Raw genomic sequence first — 16700 nt, forward strand, 5'->3', positions numbered from 1 at the left:
GGATGGAGATCATGTTGCGATGGTTGACGGCGGGCGAATCACACGGACCCGCACTCGTAGGAATCCTGGAGGGCCTGCCTGCCGGTGTGCCCCTGACCACGACCGACGTCCAGGATGCCCTGGCCCGGCGCCGGCTCGGCTACGGGCGCGGCGCCCGGATGAAGTTCGAGAAGGACCAGGTCAGTTTCGTCGGTGGGGTCCGCCATGGACTCACCCAGGGTGGGCCGGTGGCCATCGAGGTCGCGAACACCGAATGGCCCAAATGGGAAAAGGTGATGAACGCCGACCCGGTGGACGACGCCGAATTGGCCTCCCTGGCGCGTAATGCGCCCTTGACCCGGCCACGTCCGGGACATGCCGACTTCACCGGCATGCAGAAATACGACTTCGATGACGCCCGCCCCGTGCTCGAGCGCGCCAGCGCCCGCGAAACCGCGGCCCGGGTCGCCTTGGGAACCGCAGCATCACGCCTGCTGGCCGGACTGGGCATCGAACTGATCAGCCACACCGTGGCCGTGGGCAGCGTCTCGGTTCCCGAAACCGCCGCCCTGCCCCTTCCCGAGGACGTCGTCGCCCTGGACGCCGACCCGTTGCGCTGCTTCGATCGGGATACCTCAGACGCCATGGTTTCCGAGGTCGATGGAGCCCATAAGGACGGCGAGACCCTCGGCGGCATCGTGGAGGTCATCGCCTACAACCTGCCTCCCGGTCTGGGCTCCTACGTCCATTGGGACCGTCGCCTCGACGGCCGCCTGGCCGCCGCCCTGATGGGCATCCAGGCCATCAAGGGGGTCGAGGTCGGAGATGGCTTCCTCACCGCCGCCCGCCGCGGCTCGGCAGCCCACGACGAGATCGTCCGTGAGGAGGACGGCACCATCGGCCGCTCCTCCAACCGCGCCGGAGGCATCGAAGGCGGCATGAGCATCGGGGATCCGCTGCGCGTCAGGGCCGCCATGAAGCCCATCGCCACCGTGCCCCGGGCCCTGCGCACCATCGACACGGCCACCGGCGAGGAGACCACCGCCCACCACCAGCGTTCCGATGTCTGTGCCGTCCCGGCGGCCGGGGTCGTCGCCGAAGCCATGGTCGCCCTGGTACTGGCCCAGGCGGTGTTGGAGAAGTTCGGGGGCGACTCGTTGACCGAAACCCGCCGGAACCTGGATTCCTACCTGGATTCCATCCCCGATTCCCTGGGATCGGTCCGCCACTGATGGTGCAGGACATCTTCCTGATCGGGCCCATGGCCAGCGGTAAATCGGTCGTGGGCCGGGCCCTGGCCGACCGGTTGGGATACCGCTTCGTGGACACCGACGAGGAGATCACCGCCGGGCATGGCAGCATCGCGGGACTCTTCGCCAAGAGGGGAGAGGCGGCCTTCCGCACCGTGGAGAGCACCACCCTGGCCCGGGCGGCCTCACGGGAGGAACCGTCCGTGATCGCCACCGGCGGCGGCGTGGTCCTGGACCCGGGGAACCGCGACCTGTTGGCCGGCTCCTTCACGGTCTACCTGCACACCGATCTGGCCACGGTCCGCCCGCGGATCGAGGCCGATTCGGGTCGGCCCCTGCTCGACGGGGACCCGATCCGGCGCTGGGCCGATATCCTTGCGGAGCGCGAGTCCCTGTATCGTGCTTGCGCCAGCCTGACCATCGACGCGCGCACGGGATCCGTCGCGCGGTTGGCAGAAGACATCGAGGGCGCCTACCGGCGTCATGCATCAACATCTGGAGGCATCACCACATGAGCAGCGCTTCGACCCGCATCAGCGTGACGGGTACGGCCCCTGAGGACAACTACGACGTCGTCGTGGGAGAGCAATTGCTCGGGGAACTGCCGGGTCTGCTGGGGGAGCGGGTCCGCAAAGTCCTGATCATCCACCCGCGGGCCCTGCGCACCACCGGTGACACCGTCAAATCCGATCTGGAGGCCGCCGGTCTCACGGCGATGACCGCAGAGATCCCGGACGCCGAAGAGGGCAAGCACATCGAGGTCGCGTCCTTCTGCTGGAAGGTCCTGGGCCAGAACGACTACACCCGCTCCGATGCCATCGTCTCGGTCGGTGGTGGAGCGGTGAGCGATCTGGCCGGATTCGTCGCCGCCACCTGGCTCCGCGGGCTCAAGGTCATCCACGTCCCGACCTCGCTGTTGGGCATGGTCGACGCCGCGGTCGGTGGCAAGACCGGCATCAACACGGCCGAGGGCAAGAACCTCGTGGGCTCCTTCCACCCGCCGGCGGGGGTCCTGGTCGATCTGGATGCCCTGGCCACCCTGCCGCCGAACGAGCTGATCACCGGACTGGCCGAGGCGGTTAAATGCGGTTTCATCGCCGATCCGCGCATCCTGGAGATCATCGAGGCCGATCCGAAGGCCGCCTCCACCGCCGGAACCGAGCAGCTACGCGAGATCATCGAACGGACCATCGCCGTGAAGGCACGGATCGTGTCCAGCGACCTGCGCGAAGCAGGCCAGCGCGAGTTCCTGAACTACGGACACACCCTGGCCCACTCCATCGAATTGGCCGAGCGCTACCAGATGCGCCACGGGGCAGCGGTGTCCATCGGCCTGGTCTTCGCCGCCGAACTGGCCCGTTCGATGGGCCGGATCAGCGACGAGCTGGCGGACCGGCACCGGAACATCCTCGAGTCCCTGGGCCTGCCGGTGTCCTACCGCCGCGACCGCTGGCAGTCCCTGCTCGACGGGATGCGCCGGGATAAGAAGGCCCGCGGGGACCTGCTGCGTTTCGTGGTCCTGGACGGGCTGGCCAAACCGGGGATGCTCGAGGTCCCCGATACGTCCCTGTTGTTCGCCGCCTACCAGGAAATCGCCCAATGAGTACCGCAGAGAACTGGATCCGCACCGGGATCCCGGGCCTGGCCATCGACCCCGAAACCCTGCTCGCCGAGGTCGTCGACGAGGAGGCCGCACGGCAGGCCTACGCCACGGCCAACCCGGTGGAGAAGGTCATGATCCTCGTCGCCCGCGGTGATGTCGCCGACGCGGCGGAACTGGTCACCGAGACCCGGCTCGTGGAGCCACAGAACTTCCCGATGCGCGTGGTCGACGCCGATGTCGTCCGCGCCAACGGCGACCCGCAACGGGCCATCAACCGGCTGCGGAACCTCATCGAGGAGTATAAGGACCTGCCGCACGAGTCGGTACTGCAGCAGCAGCTGGGGGTCCTCTACTACACGGTGGGGGATTTCCATGCCGCGGTGACCCGCTTCAAGCTGGCGCTGGACCTGCGCGTGGAGGCCGGGGACGAGGAGTTCAGGATCGAGATCTCGCGGCGGTCGCTGGCGGCCGCGCAGGCCAAGGCCTCGCCCGTACGTTAGAATGGCTATGGTTTTTTGACAATGCGACCCGACCCGCAGTCCTGCCCGTGACCGGGCGGGCACTGACCGCGGAGCGGGAATCAACAGAGAGAGTATTCGTGGCTACCACTAACGACATCAAGAACGGCACCGTGCTGAAGATCGACGGCCAGCTGTGGACGATCACCGAATTCCAGCATGTGAAGCCCGGCAAGGGTGGGGCCTTCGTCCGCACCAAGATGCGCAATGTGCTCTCCGGCAAGACCGTTGACAAGACCTTCAACGCCGGTCTGAAGATCGAGACCGCGAACGTGGACCGCCGCGATTACCAGTACCTGTACCAGGACGGCGCCGACTACGTCTTCATGGACACCTCCGACTACGACCAGCTCACCGTCGAAGGCAAGGTCGTCGGGGACGCAGCGAACTTCATGCTCGAATCCCAGATGGTCACCATCGCCATGCATGAGGGCTCAGTGCTGTACGTGGAACTGCCCCCTTCGGTCACCCTGGAGATCACCTACACCGAGCCGGGCCTGCAAGGGGACCGCTCCTCGGCCGGCAATAAGCCGGCCACCGTGGAAACCGGCTACGAGATCCACGTCCCGCTCTTCCTCGAGCAGGGCACCAAGGTCAAGGTCGACACCCGCACCGGCGAGTACCTGGGACGTGTCAACTAGTGAGTGCCCGCACCAAAGCCCGGCGGAGGGCGCTGGACGTCCTGTTCGAAGCCGAGCAGCGTTCCGTCTCCCCGTTGGAGGCCATGCGTCTGCGTCGGGAGACCACCGACATCACGGTCAACGAATACACGTTGACGCTGATTGAAGGGGTCATGGCCCAGGGGGAGAGGATCGACGAGATCCTGAGCACCTATGCCAAGGGCTGGACACTGGAACGGATGCCGGCAGTGGATCGCACCCTGCTGCGGCTGGGGACTTGGGAACTGCTCTATAACGACGACGTTCCCGACGCGGTGGCGGTGGCTGAAGCCGTCGCCACGGCGAAGGTCTTCTCCACCGATGACTCCCCGGAATTCATCAACGGCCTGCTCGGACGCATCCAGCAACTCAAGCCAACGCTGCTGGCCTAGCCGGCGCCGGGCTCTTCCCGGAAAAAACAGTGTACGACGGCGGGTGCCACCCCTGGGAAAGGGGTGGCACCCGCCGTTGGTGTCTGTGCCGCCTCAGGCGACGCCCGGGGCCTGCGGGCTGCCGGTCAGCGCCAGCCGGTAGTCGAGGATGAGTGCCAGCAGTCGGGCCTCGTCGCGTTGTGCCTTCTGCCGGTGGGAGCCGGCAATGATCCGGTTCCGGGTGGCTGCCAAACGCATCGCCGTCCGGGTGAAACCGCGCATGGCCTTCCGACGTCCGGTGGCCGAAGCCCATCCATTGGCTTGGCGGCGTCCCCTGCGGGTGGCGAACATTTCGACCTCCTCCGGGCTGAACCAGCCGGCCTGCGCATAATCGTTCAGCCGTTGGGCCACCAGCCGGCGTTCGGCCCGGCGCAGGAGGATCACCGCAACGATCGCGCAGATGAACAACGGGACTTGCAGCAGCACATAGAAGGTCCAGAAGTCGTGGAAGATCAGTCCCACCCCGCCGTTCCAGAGGAAGTGCCCGAGCATCGCCGGGATCAACCCGGCCAGGAAGTAGAAGGGCCAGTACCGTCGGGCCCCGCGTTGGACGGCCAGGCCCAAGGCGAATCCGGTCCACGCGGTGAACAGCACGTGGGCAAAGGGGGAGAACAGGCCGCGCAGCACGAAGACCTGGATGGCTCCTGCCCCGGCCCCGGCAAAGGCGTCGGAGAAGTAGAGGATGTTCTCGGTGAAGGCGAAACCGGCGGCAATCGTCCCGCCGTAGACGATTCCGTCGACCGGGCCGTCGAAGTTCCTCCGAGCGACGAAGAAGATCAACAGCACCCCCAGCCCCTTCATGGTCTCCTCGACCACCGGGGCCTGCACCACCGCACCGAATAGATCGGGCCCGGCCACTGCGGCCAGTGAGGCAAAGGCTCGTTCGAAGGCAGCCCCGAAGAACAGCGACCCGACCACGGAGACCCCGGCACCCCAGACGAAGGCGCTGATCAGAATCATCTTGGGCTCGGGATCCCAGCGGTCCACCCAGGCGAGGCCCGCCAGACAGACGCCGAGCGGAAACAGGGCCAGCAAGCCCACGACGAAGAGGGTTCCGGCGCCCAGGACCAGTCCCAACCAGAGGGCAACACCGAGCAGGATGAGACCGCTGAGCACCAACACGATCACCAAGCCAGGGCTATAGCGCCGTGGCGGTTCCACCGGGGACAGCCGGGTCGGATGGAACAGGTTTTCCGCCGGCTCGTGATGGGGCCAGGCAGGAGTCGTGGGGGCCGCCGGGTCAGCTGCGTGCAGCTGCGGTCCCCGGGGAGGATATTCGTTCATGAGTTCAAGCATATCCAGTCGCGGCCCAGCCCGGGGCGAGCCGGTGGGGCCACATATGGCCGTCTCGCGACAGATGAATTTTCCTTCGACCGGGTCGCGGTCACCTCTCCTGGCCTCAATCCTTTTGGGTCGGGATCTTCGGTCTTGCCAAGGGAATCCGGAAAGTATCAGCCGGCCATCTAGCCCAGACCCGCAACGGAGCGCGGATCCGTGGAATCGTTCATCGGAGATTCTGACCACTAGTTGGCCTGCCCTGAAAGGACCTTTCATGTGCCGGTACGACCCACGCTGCGACATCGAAGAACATTCCTCGATGGAAGCCTGCCCGCAGATGAAAACGCTCGGACAGGCCACCCCCAGTGCGGTGTCGACGGGAAGCAAAGCCCCTCGGCCGGCACGGGAGGATACCGCGCGGAGGATCAAACAGCGGGCAGTCTGGAGGGAAATCTGGACCACGCAAGGAATTTCCCTGCTGGGATTTTTTGCGGTCTTGATGAGCTTCTCTTTCGTGGAAAACAACACCCGGGACGGCCTGACCGTCGCCGTCTGCGGCGTTGCGATTCCCTTGATCGTCGCAGGCAGTCTCATGGCCCGGTGCAATGCGTGGACGGAAACGCCAGAACGGTGCCAGAGCTGGGCCCGCGGACCGATGACACGCTGCCGTGTCTCCACGCATCGTGCCAAGGTATGGGTTCTCGCAGACACCCTGGCAGTGACGTCACTACTCATTGCCGTCGTCAACTTCGGGCTGATATTCCAGGTCATGCCTGACCTTCTCTGAACACCCCAAGATAAATGAATCGCGCCGGGTGTGATGTAGACATCCAGCAACCGGGCGGATGGATCTCCTGCCGGCGCCTACCGGCGAAGCCAGGCGTCGCGCCGAGTTCGTTCGCGGGCTCCGTAAGCCGGATCCGAAAGAGAACTAGACCTTGCTCCAACCTGAACGCTCATTCCAGGGAATGCCTCGATTCCTCCGTGCCTGTCGACATGACGTGGCACTGCCGTGGATGCGGATTAATACGATGAGGGCCAATGATGCATGGGTGTGCCCGTCCGCAACGAGCCGTTCCTCGGAGGGAAGAGACCAGCGCCCACCGTTGCCTCCCATCACTACTCTTGATAAGCTCAGGCCAGGTTCGTCCCGACGGGCCGTCCTTACTAGAGAGACATGCTTCCACCGTGAGCCGTTCTCATGGACCTCACTTTGGAGATCTGTCTTCCAAGCCCGGGGGTACCGGAATGAGCGTTCTGTCATACATCCATCGGTCGATCGGGGCCGTCCTACTGCTTGGCTTGCTGGCCTTCTTCGCAGGGACGAATGCCGCCGTCGCCGCCCCGACTCCCGATCCTTCGGCGCAGAGCGATAGCGAAGGCCCCCAGTTCTACAACGACCTATCGGTCGACGTCTCAGGTGTGGTCGACGGGGATGTGTATGCTTCCGGGCAGGATGTGACCATCAGCGGCAAAATCACCGGAGACGTGATCGCGGCGGCGCAGACGATCACCGTCACCGGCACCATTGACGGCAACGTGCGGCTTGCCGGACAGAACGTCAAGATCAGTGGTGACGTCTCGCGCAGCGCAACCGTCTTCGCCGGCAGCATCACCGTCACCGACGGTGGAAAGCTCGGCAACGATCTGGTGGGGGCCTCCAGCGATCTCACCATCGAGGGCGACGTCGGCCGAGACCTGCTGGTCAGCGTCGAGCGCCTCAGCATCGACGGATCCGTCGGCGGGAGCGCCACCTACTACAGTGACACCGAAGGGCAAATCGCTGACGGTGCCGTCGACGGCGAAGTGAAACGCATACAAACACCGCAATCAACAACCGAGGACCGTTCACCTGGCGCCTCGTTCCTCGCCTGGTCCCTCGGGTTGCTCTACGCCCTGATTGCCCTGAGCCTGGTGACCCTGTTCTCCGGCCTGCTCTTCCCACGGTGGCTGCAGCGGGTCACCAACCACCTCGTTCCGTCACCCTGGAAGGCGCTTCTCATCGGCTTCCTGGCATCCATCGCCGTCCCTGCAGCACTGCTAGCCCTTCTCGTGACGGTCATCGGTGCCCCCTTGGCACTGGCTGGCTTCATCGTCTGGACCGCGCTCACGCTTGCGACGTTCGTCTATGGCGCCTTCTATATTGGGCGGCTCCTCTTCCGCGGCGATCGGCACCCGGTGGTGAAGTCGCTGGTCGGTGGTCTGATCCTGATCATCGCGTTGCACATCCCGTGGCTGAACATCGCGGTGTGGCTGGCGATGGTGTTCTTTGGTCTGGGCGCCCAGCTTCTGGAGTTCCACAGCCAGCGGCCGTGGCGGAGCAAACCCGAAGTGGACACGGCGGCCCCGGTGCCGTATCCGGCTCCGGTTGAGCAGGGCAGCGACGGTTCTACAAGGCCATCGGAGTCGAGTTCGTGACCAGGGTGAGGGAAGCCACGCAGCGGTAACCAGACGAGCATGATGGCGGTATCCACGAAAAGTCAGGCCATCATCACCGGGCCTGATGCGGCATGCTGCTCGAGCGCCTGTGCGACACCACCTCGATAGTGTTCTGCCCGCAGGACGCCGGGAAAATGCCGGTGGGAAACGGCGGCTCCCACCAAGCCAACCACTGGCCCCGCCCGGCTCATGGTGCCGCCAGACTCGCGTCAAGACGCCGCGGGATCCACTCCGAAGCGCGCAGCTCCCCGGGGAGGGGAAGCCTTCTTGGTTTCAGCGTATCCAGTAACGGCCGGGGCGGGTTTCTTCCAGGCCTCGCGGACCTAGGTGGCAAGCCCCCCGTCAACCGGCAGGAGGACTCCGTTGATGTAGGAGGCCTCGTCCGAGAGTAAAAAAGCCACCGTGGCAGCTATTTCCTCCGGCTCGGCCATGCGTTGCATGGGCCCGAAGCCCGAGAGATCCGCTGATTCGGGGATGCCTGCTGTCATGGCGGTCTTCACTCCTCCGGGACACACCGCGTTGATGCGCAGCCCGTGCGGGCCGTATTCGCTGGCCGCCGTCACCGTCAGCCCCGCCAGGGCGTGTTTGGTCGCCGCATACATCCCCATCGTCGGTTCGGCACGGATGGCCGCATGTGATGCCGTGTTCACGATCGACCCCGAGCCCTGGAGCATCATCTGCTCCAAGACGTATTTCATGCCCATGAAGGCCCCGCGCAGGTTCACCGCAACGATCTGGTCGAAGTCTTCGATGCTGGACTCGTGGAGCGGGCCGGGGACCTGCAAGATGCCGGCATTATTGTGGAACAGGTCGACTCGGCCGAAGCTCTCAATGGCCGTCTGGACGTAGCCGTGAACGGAACCGGAGTCCGAGACGTCTACGACGACGGCATGGGCTTCGGCACCTTGTCCCTTGACCAGTTCCAGCGTCTCGTGGAGCGTTTTCTCGTTGTAGTCGACCAAGATCATCTTCGCGCCGTCTTCAGCCAGCCGTCGCGCCGTAGCACGCCCGATGCCGCTCGCGGCCCCGGTAATGATCGCGGCTTGGTCTTTCATTTTCATGTTGGTTCATCTCCTTGGATGGTCTGTACACCTTCAGGCCATCCTCGGTCGAAAGGTTCATAAAGGCCAGCATCCTGACGACGAAGCAGCTCTTCGCAGCGGATGGCAGCGGCACCCACCGGGCGCGATCTGCCCAAAATGTCGGAGATCATCCCTTAGGGTGGGAAGAGCCAATCGGGGAGCTTTTCCTAGTGGCCAGGACCGGCATGGTTGCCGGTCGCATCAAAGAAACATGGGGGCTTGTTCAGTGGTAGTTGGCCATGCCGAGGCAGACGCTGCGCGTCCGGCGGAATCAGCGGAAATCAATCTCGCGCCCGGCTCGGTGATCCGGGTCCGGGACGAGGATTGGCTGGTCACCTCGACCAGCTCGACCACCCAAGGCACCCTGGTGAGGGTCCAAGGCCTGAGCGAACTGGTCCGCGACACCACCGCCAGCTTCTACTCGGACCTCGACACGATCGAGGTGGTCGATCCGCGTCAAGCAAGGGTCACCGCCGATGGAACTCCCCACTACCGCCGCGCACGTCTCTTCCTGGAAACCACCCTGCGCAAGACCCCGGTGCCGGCCACCAGTAATCGGCTGGGTGTTTCCACCCGCATGTTGGCGGCCACACTGAAGTACCAGCAGATAGCCGTCGCCACGGCCCTTGATCCGCACAACATCCGGCCCCGGATCCTGATCGCGGACGCCGTTGGCCTGGGCAAGACGCTGGAAATCGGCATGATCCTCTCCGAGCTGGTCGCCCGGGGACGGGGCGAGCGCATCCTCATCGTCACACCACGCCACGTTTTGGAACAGATGCAGCACGAGATGTGGTGCCGCTTCGCCCTGCCATTCGTCCGTTTGGATTCGGCAGGCATCCAGAAAGTCCGCCAGAAGCTGCCGGCCACCCGCAACCCGTTCACCTATTACAAACGTGCCATCATCTCCATCGACACGCTGAAGTCCCCGCGGTACCGCGAACATTTGAAGAAGGTCGGTTGGGATGCCGTGGTCATCGACGAATCCCATAACCTCACCAACACCGGGACCCTGAACAACGAACTCGCCCGCATCCTCGCCCCCAAAACCGACGCCCTGATCCTAGCCAGCGCCACCCCGCATAATGGCCGGCAGGAATCCTTCGCCGAACTGCTGCGCCTGCTGGACCCCACCGTCGTCCGCCCCGACGGGACAGTCGATGAACAGGCCGTGCGCCAACTGATCGTCCGCCGCCACCGGCATAGCCCCGAGGTGGCCCGGGAAGTCGGCGCCGACTGGGCCGAACGCCTCGAACCGGATAATCGCCTCGTGCCCGCCTCGCCCGCGGAGAACGCCATCGCCGACGAATTGGCGAGCACGTGGCTCTACCCGGAGGGCAAGAGCCCCTATTCGGGGACGACGGCGGCACTGTTCGGCTGGACGTTGGCCAAGGCCTTCCTCTCCTCACCGGCCGCCCTGTTGGATTCGGTACAAGAACGACTCAAGAAGGTCGGGGGTGCTGGTAAGGGCATTGACGGCACGGCAACCCCCGCTGCCCGAGAAGCAGCCGCCTTGGAACGTCTCCGGGAGCTGACGCTGGTCGCCCTGGAGGCGGATTCGGCGAAACTCGGCGCCCTGGTGACCCATCTGAAGGACATCGGCGTGGGCAAGAACAAGCCCATGCGGGCCGTGGTCTTCGCCGAACGTGTCGCGACACTGAAGTACCTGCGCGAAGAGCTCACCGAATCCTTGGGCCTGAAGCCGGAGAACATCGCGATCCTGCATGGTGGCCTGACCGACGTCGAACAGCAAGACGTTGTTGATCAGTTCAAGCGCGGCAATTCGAAGCTGCGCGTCCTGGTCACCGGAGATGTTGCCTCGGAAGGGGTGAACCTGCACGCAGAATGCCATCACCTGATCCACTTCGATATCCCGTGGAGTCTCATCCGCATCGAGCAGCGCAACGGCCGTATCGACCGTTACGGGCAGAAGCATTCGCCCCAGATCACCACGTTGCTTCTGGATCCCGATGATTCCCGCTTCTCCGGTGACATCAGCGTGCTGGCCCGCCTCATGGAAAAGGAACACGCCGCCCACCAGGTCCTCAACGACGTGGCCTCTCTCATGGGGGCCGGCTCGGTCAAGGCAGAGGAAGACGCCATCCGCGATGCCCTGATCAAGCAACGCGACCTCGAGGACGTGATACCCGAACCCGGCACGGTATTGGACAACCCGTGGGCGGAATTCGAGTCCCTCTTCAACGACGAGGATTCCCCCGACGATCCTGCCGCCGACGTCCAGGGCAGTGAAGAGCACGCAGAATCTACGGCGTCACGTCCTGCAGAGGTGGTCGTCGAACTCGAGGAGCGGGTGGATCTCTACTCATCTGATCTGGCGTTCCTGGAGGAGGCGCTGACCGAGGCATTCACCGATCCGGCACAAAAGGTGGAGTGGAAAGTCCACCCCGAACACGGCATCGCCGAGCTGAAGCCCACCGCGGATCTCCGTCGACGCATGGGGGTCCTACCGCAGGACTACCTCACCGAACGCCGTGTGACTGAGAACCTGAAATTGGCCACGACGCTCACCGCGGGAGAGCACCAGCTCACCGTCGCACGTTCCTCCGACGACATGATGTGGCCGGCAGCGCACTATCTGGGTCCCCTGCACCCCGTGCTGGATTGGGCGAGCGACCGGGCACTGGCGTCCATGTCCCGCAACGAGGTGCTGGGGGTGCGCGGCGACGTCGACCACCCCACCTTCCTGGTCCTGGGAACCGTGATGAACCGACGCGGGCAGTTGGTCAGCCGGGCTTTCATGGCCGTGCAGATGCCCGACGTCGAGGCCCCTGACTTCGCCCTACCGACGGCGGTCGGTGACGTGGGGGCATACCTGCGAGAGATCGGGCTCAACGCAAAATCCGCCAACCCGGGCCCGGTGGACCTGGCCGGAATCCAGGAGCTCCTGCCCGGTGCGGTCAACGCCGCGGAGCACTACCTGAACCAGACCATGGGCGCGGCGGAGAACGACGCCGAGGATCGGTTGGAGGACTGGCTGCAGCGCGCCGACGCCTGGTCCCAGGAATCCGATGCGCTGACCCAACGAGCCGATGTCCGGCAACGCCGCGAACGCGTCGCCGAGGAGCGCCAACTCGCCGAGGCCATGCGCCCCGCCCAACGGGTGGTCCGGCCTCTTCTGGCCATCGTGCCGCGCGACACCCCGGTGGCCACGGCCGCCGCCACCATCCCTGAAACGGAAGGCCGCTGATGCCCGCCTTTGACTCCTTCACGCTGGCCGAAGAATGGATCAGCGAGCACTATTTCACTGCCGACACCACCAAGGGAACCTTCCAGGGCGATGTCCTGAAGCTCCGCAAGGAGTGGGATGCCGATGCCAAGGAGGGCCATGACACCGTCCTGAAACGCTTCTCGGCAGCCCGGGCCGACCTGCAGGTGGCCCTGGCCGAACTGGGCGAAGACACCGGGACGGGAGAGTCGACAGGACCCGCCACGGACATCGAGGCAAGGCAGGGCGCCGCCGCCACCGTCTACGCCCGCTTACGCACGGTCCTCGGGTTCCCAGGAGAGCTGGCCTCACTGACCTTCGAACGCGGTGGTAGCGACCTGGTCGTTGAACGCGGCTACAACCAGTTCGGGGACGACCTGCTCTGGCTCGAAGCCACCCCGGCCGACTCCATCGACGACGTCATCTCCTCGGCACGGGTGCTGGGCGGGGTGCAACAGGACGGCAAACAGGTTGATTGGCCAATCGCCAAGCTGATTTCCGAGCTGTATCTCTGCGAACCAGCCCCGAAGTACATCGCGGTCACCGCCGGACGATTCGTTCTGCTCACCGAACGCGAGCGTTGGCCCGAAGGGCGCTACCTGGCCGCGGATGCCCTCGTCGTCGCCGACCGTAAGGACCATAAACGCGGGGGAGAGGTGGACCGCTTCCTGGCCGTCTTTGGTCGGACCTCGCTGGCACCGCAGGAGGACGGCACCATCTGGTGGGACGGGATCCTGGAGGATTCCGTCAAGCACGCGGTTTCCGTGTCCCAGGACCTGCGCGACGGCATCCGTGAATCCATTGAAATCATTGCCAACAACGTCCTGGAACGGCGCACCGCCGCCGGAAGGGCAAACGAGGGCGTTGACGGCAACGTGCTGGCCAAGCAATCCTTGCGCTTCCTCTACCGAATCCTGTTCCTCCTCTACGCCGAGGCCTCACCGGAGATGGGGGTCCTGCCGGTCGGGGCCACCGAGTACGACGACGGCTATGGACTGGAACGTTTGCGTGAACTCGCCCTGGTGGAACTCAACGGCCACGAATCCCAGCACGGAACCCATCTGTATGAATCGCTGAACCAGCTTTTCCTACTGGTCAACGGTGACCACCCAACTCAACAAGCCCAAGCAACGAATGCGCCGGCGGCTGGTGTCGCCCAGGACGACGAACAGGGGTTGGATTTCGAACCGCTGAAGGCCGATCTGTTTGAACGCTCCGCCACCGGCCTGATCAATGACGCACAGCTGGGCAATCAGGCCCTCCAGCAGGTGCTGCTGCGCCTGCTGTTGACCGGCGAGAAGAAGAACCAGGACCGCGGCTTCGTCTCCTACGCCAACCTGGGCATCAACCAGCTCGGAGCCGTTTATGAGGGCCTCATGTCCTACACGGGCTTCATCGCCACCGAGGACCTGCATGAGGTAGCCAAGGACGGCAATGCCGAAAAGGGCTCCTGGGTGGTGTCCGTCGAGAAGTCGCAGGACATCGAGGCCCGGCACTTCGTCCGGTCCGCCGACGCGCTGACCGGCGAAATGAAACCCATCCTGCACGAACTCGGATCCTTCGTGTTCCGCCTCGCCGGACGCGAGCGCCAACAGTCCGCCTCCTACTACACCCCCGAGGTACTGACCCGATTCGTGGTCTCCCAGGCGCTGGCGGAACTGCTGACCGATGAGACCCCCGCGGATCGGATCCTGGAACTTTCTGTCTGTGAGCCGGCGCTGGGCTCGGGGGCCTTCGCCATTGAGGCGGTGCGTCAGCTGGCCGAAGAGTACCTCAAGCGCAAACAGACCGAACTCGAGACCCAGATCCCGGCCGATGAATATCCGGTCGAGCTTCAGAAGGTCAAGGCCCAGATCGCCCTGCACCGGGTCCACGGCGTGGACCTCAATGCCACCGCTGTCGAATTGGCCGAGGTCTCCCTCTGGTTGGACACCATGGTCAGCGGTCTGCAGGCCCCGTGGTTCGGACTCAGGCTCAAACGAGGCAACTCCCTGATCGGCGCCCGCCGGGCCACCTACTCCCGCGAGCAGGTACTAGCGAAGAAATACCTCGCGGAGGAACCCCAGGCGAACCCGCTGACAGGTCTCGTCGACGCCCTCGAACGCGATACCGATGATGTCGCCACCCTTGGTCGAATCCACCACTTCCTGGTACCCGGCGAAGGCTGGGGCGCCGCGGCACAGGCCAAGGAGGTCAAGGACCTCGCCGCCGACGCGCAAAAGTCGCTCAAGGACTGGCGCAAACAGATCATCAAAAAGCTTGCCGCCAAGGACGTTGAGCGCCTGATGCGCCTTTCGCGTCGGGTCGAGACGCTCTGGCAGGTTTCCCTGCGCCGCCTCCAGGTTGCCGAGGCAGAAGCCCGGCGGGACATCGACTACTTCGGCAAGCCCGAGACCGTCGAAGGGTCACGCGGTGTGTCGAGGACTGAGATCGAAAAGAAGCTGGGAGATCAGGACGGTCTGTTCCAGCGCCTGAAGCGGGTAATGGATGCCTGGAACGCCCTCTGGTTCTGGCCCGTCGTTCCCGACGGACAGGAATTCCCTGAGCCGCCGTCCTTCGAAGAATGGCTGAACGCAGCGGAAGGGATTCTCGGCAAGCCGATCGCCGATTCCAAAAAAGGGCCGCGCAAATACGGGCAATCCCATGGCCAAACGAGCGTACTGTCGACGGCTGGCTGGAATGACCTGGACGACTTCGAGATCTTCGACCGTCCGCTCTCCGAGATGAAGGACATCGACGGACTCAAGACCGAGCATCCGTGGTTGAACATCTGCGAAGACATCGCCGCGGAACAGGGGTTCTTCCATTGGGAACTAGAATTCGCTTCGGTCTTCGGCCGCGGCGGTTTCGACCTGCAGGTCGGCAACCCGCCATGGGTTAGGCCCGATTGGGACGAGAAAGCCATCTATGCCGAATTTGATCCGTGGTGGCAGCTCAACGACAAGCAATCGCAAGCCCTTCAACGGGAAAAACAGGCGATCGCAAAGGGAGATCCGCAGCAGGCCTGGTTCATGTCGGCGATGGCCAGCTCCATCGTCGCAACGCGAAAGGTCCTCACCTCTAGGAACCTCTATCCCATAGTTGCTGGTCTCCGGCCCGACCTCTACCGGTCATTCATGGAACGAACCTGGAGCAACTCCTCGCCGGGTGGCTTCGTTTCGCTGATTCATCCCGAGTCACACTTCACCGAGAAACGGGCGACGCACCTTAGGGCCGCGACATATCGACGGCTCCGTCGACATTGGCAATTCAACAACGAACTGGTCCTCTTTGAAATTGACCATCACGTTTCCTACGGAGTCCATGTGTATGGGGCCAGCCAAGAAGTACCAGCGTTCCAAATGGCTGCCTCACTCTATCATCCAGATACCGTTGAACGATCGATTAGACATGAGGGCGGCACCGAGGTGCCCGGCCTCAAGGATGCCGACGGCAACTGGGACACCCGCCCGCACCCCGAGCGGATCCTTGCAGTCGATATGGACATGTTGAAGACTTGGGCAGAAATCCTCGACGATCCCGGCACGTCTCCCTTGCATGCCCGGATGGTGTATCCGGTGAATAAGGCAAGTGCCCGTGTTTTGGAGAAGCTCAGCAAAGCGCCACGGGTCCGTGAATTGTGCCTTCAGTATTCGTCGGGTTGGAACGAGACATCTGACCGAAAGAAGGGCTACTTCGAAGTCGGTTCGAAGGTCAACGACAGCTGGGATGACGTCATTCTGCAAGGCCCCCACTTCACGGTCGCCAACCCGTTCGCCAAGCAGCCCAACCCCACAATGAAGAACAACCTCGACTGGACCGAAATCGACCTCGAGGCCCTGCCAGCCGATTTCATCCCGCGCACCAGCTACCAGCCCCAAGGCGACAGAAAGCGCTACGACCGGGACTACACGACATGGAAGTACGACGACGAAATCATTCCAGCACGTTCCGTATTTCGTGTCGGTTGGCGACTAATGGCTTCAACAACGGGTGTACGTACCTTTTATCCCACTATTATTCCTCGGGGCGCTGCACATACGCACGGAACGCTGTCCGCTTTTGCCAAGGCGCATTCATGGAGTAGTGAACAATTAATGCTGTTTGGAATTTGGTCAACTATTCCCTTGGACTTTCTAGTCAAGGCAAGTGGCGTAGCAAATTTGACAGCCTCTTTCGTCGAGACTCTTCCTTTTCAGGCTTCTCTCGACATTCGGACTGCGATTGTTAATAGAGCTGGGAAACTTTGTTGTTTG

At 63.8% G+C, this 16700-nt stretch carries 12 protein-coding genes; 10 read left to right on the forward strand and 2 right to left on the reverse strand.

The window, feature by feature from the left end; genetic code table 11:
- The first annotated feature begins 11 nt into the window (after positions 1–11).
- From aroC to nusB, 6 genes are all read left to right on the forward strand, one after another.
- Positions 12–1211: a chorismate synthase gene (gene aroC, locus ACT3S2_RS14010; protein ID WP_444555525.1), complete on the forward strand. Its 1200-nt coding sequence runs from the start codon at positions 12–14 to the stop codon at positions 1209–1211.
- The gene (locus tag ACT3S2_RS14015; protein WP_444555524.1) at positions 1211–1744 is read left to right on the forward strand and encodes a shikimate kinase; all 534 of its coding nucleotides are present in this window, start codon (positions 1211–1213) and stop codon (positions 1742–1744) included. Before aroC ends, ACT3S2_RS14015 begins: the two co-directional genes overlap by 1 nt.
- Positions 1741–2832: a 3-dehydroquinate synthase gene (gene aroB, locus ACT3S2_RS14020; RefSeq protein ID WP_444555523.1), complete on the forward strand. Its 1092-nt coding sequence runs from the start codon at positions 1741–1743 to the stop codon at positions 2830–2832. The genes ACT3S2_RS14015 and aroB overlap by 4 nt, the downstream gene beginning before the upstream one ends.
- The gene (locus ACT3S2_RS14025) at positions 2829–3332 is read left to right on the forward strand and encodes a DUF6584 family protein (RefSeq protein ID WP_443381849.1); all 504 of its coding nucleotides are present in this window, start codon (positions 2829–2831) and stop codon (positions 3330–3332) included. The genes aroB and ACT3S2_RS14025 overlap by 4 nt, the downstream gene beginning before the upstream one ends.
- 98 nt (positions 3333–3430) lie before the next feature.
- Positions 3431–3991, forward strand: a complete 561-nt coding sequence (efp, locus tag ACT3S2_RS14030) for an elongation factor P (RefSeq protein WP_087000690.1) — start codon at positions 3431–3433, stop codon at positions 3989–3991.
- Positions 3991–4401, forward strand: coding sequence for a transcription antitermination factor NusB (nusB, locus tag ACT3S2_RS14035; RefSeq protein ID WP_443349100.1), 411 nt, complete (start codon positions 3991–3993; stop codon positions 4399–4401). Before efp ends, nusB begins: the two co-directional genes overlap by 1 nt.
- 93 nt (positions 4402–4494) lie before the next feature.
- On the opposite strand, the gene ACT3S2_RS14040 is transcribed toward nusB, so the two are convergent.
- A complete protein-coding gene (locus ACT3S2_RS14040; protein ID WP_443349102.1) occupies positions 4495–5724 on the reverse strand; it encodes a PrsW family intramembrane metalloprotease in 1230 nt (409 codons plus the stop codon).
- Positions 5725–5992: 268 nt separating this feature from the next.
- Between ACT3S2_RS14040 and ACT3S2_RS14045 the strand changes: the two genes are divergently transcribed.
- Positions 5993–6505, forward strand: a complete 513-nt coding sequence (locus tag ACT3S2_RS14045; protein ID WP_443349105.1) for a hypothetical protein — start codon at positions 5993–5995, stop codon at positions 6503–6505.
- Between the two features lie 461 nt (positions 6506–6966).
- Positions 6967–8136 (forward strand): hypothetical protein, encoded by a 1170-nt coding sequence (locus ACT3S2_RS14050; RefSeq protein ID WP_443349107.1) that lies wholly within the window; start codon positions 6967–6969, stop codon positions 8134–8136.
- Between the two features lie 344 nt (positions 8137–8480).
- On the opposite strand, the gene ACT3S2_RS14055 is transcribed toward ACT3S2_RS14050, so the two are convergent.
- Positions 8481–9218: an SDR family NAD(P)-dependent oxidoreductase gene (locus ACT3S2_RS14055; RefSeq protein ID WP_443349109.1), complete on the reverse strand. Its 738-nt coding sequence runs from the start codon at positions 9216–9218 to the stop codon at positions 8481–8483.
- Between the two features lie 247 nt (positions 9219–9465).
- On the opposite strand from ACT3S2_RS14055, the gene ACT3S2_RS14060 reads away from it, so the two are divergent.
- Together ACT3S2_RS14060 and ACT3S2_RS14065 are read left to right on the forward strand one after the other, a co-directional pair.
- The gene (locus ACT3S2_RS14060) at positions 9466–12447 is read left to right on the forward strand and encodes a helicase-related protein (protein ID WP_443349111.1); all 2982 of its coding nucleotides are present in this window, start codon (positions 9466–9468) and stop codon (positions 12445–12447) included.
- A gap of 185 nt (positions 12448–12632) precedes the next feature.
- On the forward strand, positions 12633–16700 hold a 4068-nt coding region (locus tag ACT3S2_RS14065; protein ID WP_444561809.1), incomplete at its 3' end, for an Eco57I restriction-modification methylase domain-containing protein.

Source organism: Arthrobacter sp. AOP36-A1-22 (assembly GCF_052377615.1).
In the GTDB taxonomy this organism is placed as follows: domain Bacteria; phylum Actinomycetota; class Actinomycetes; order Actinomycetales; family Micrococcaceae; genus Arthrobacter_H.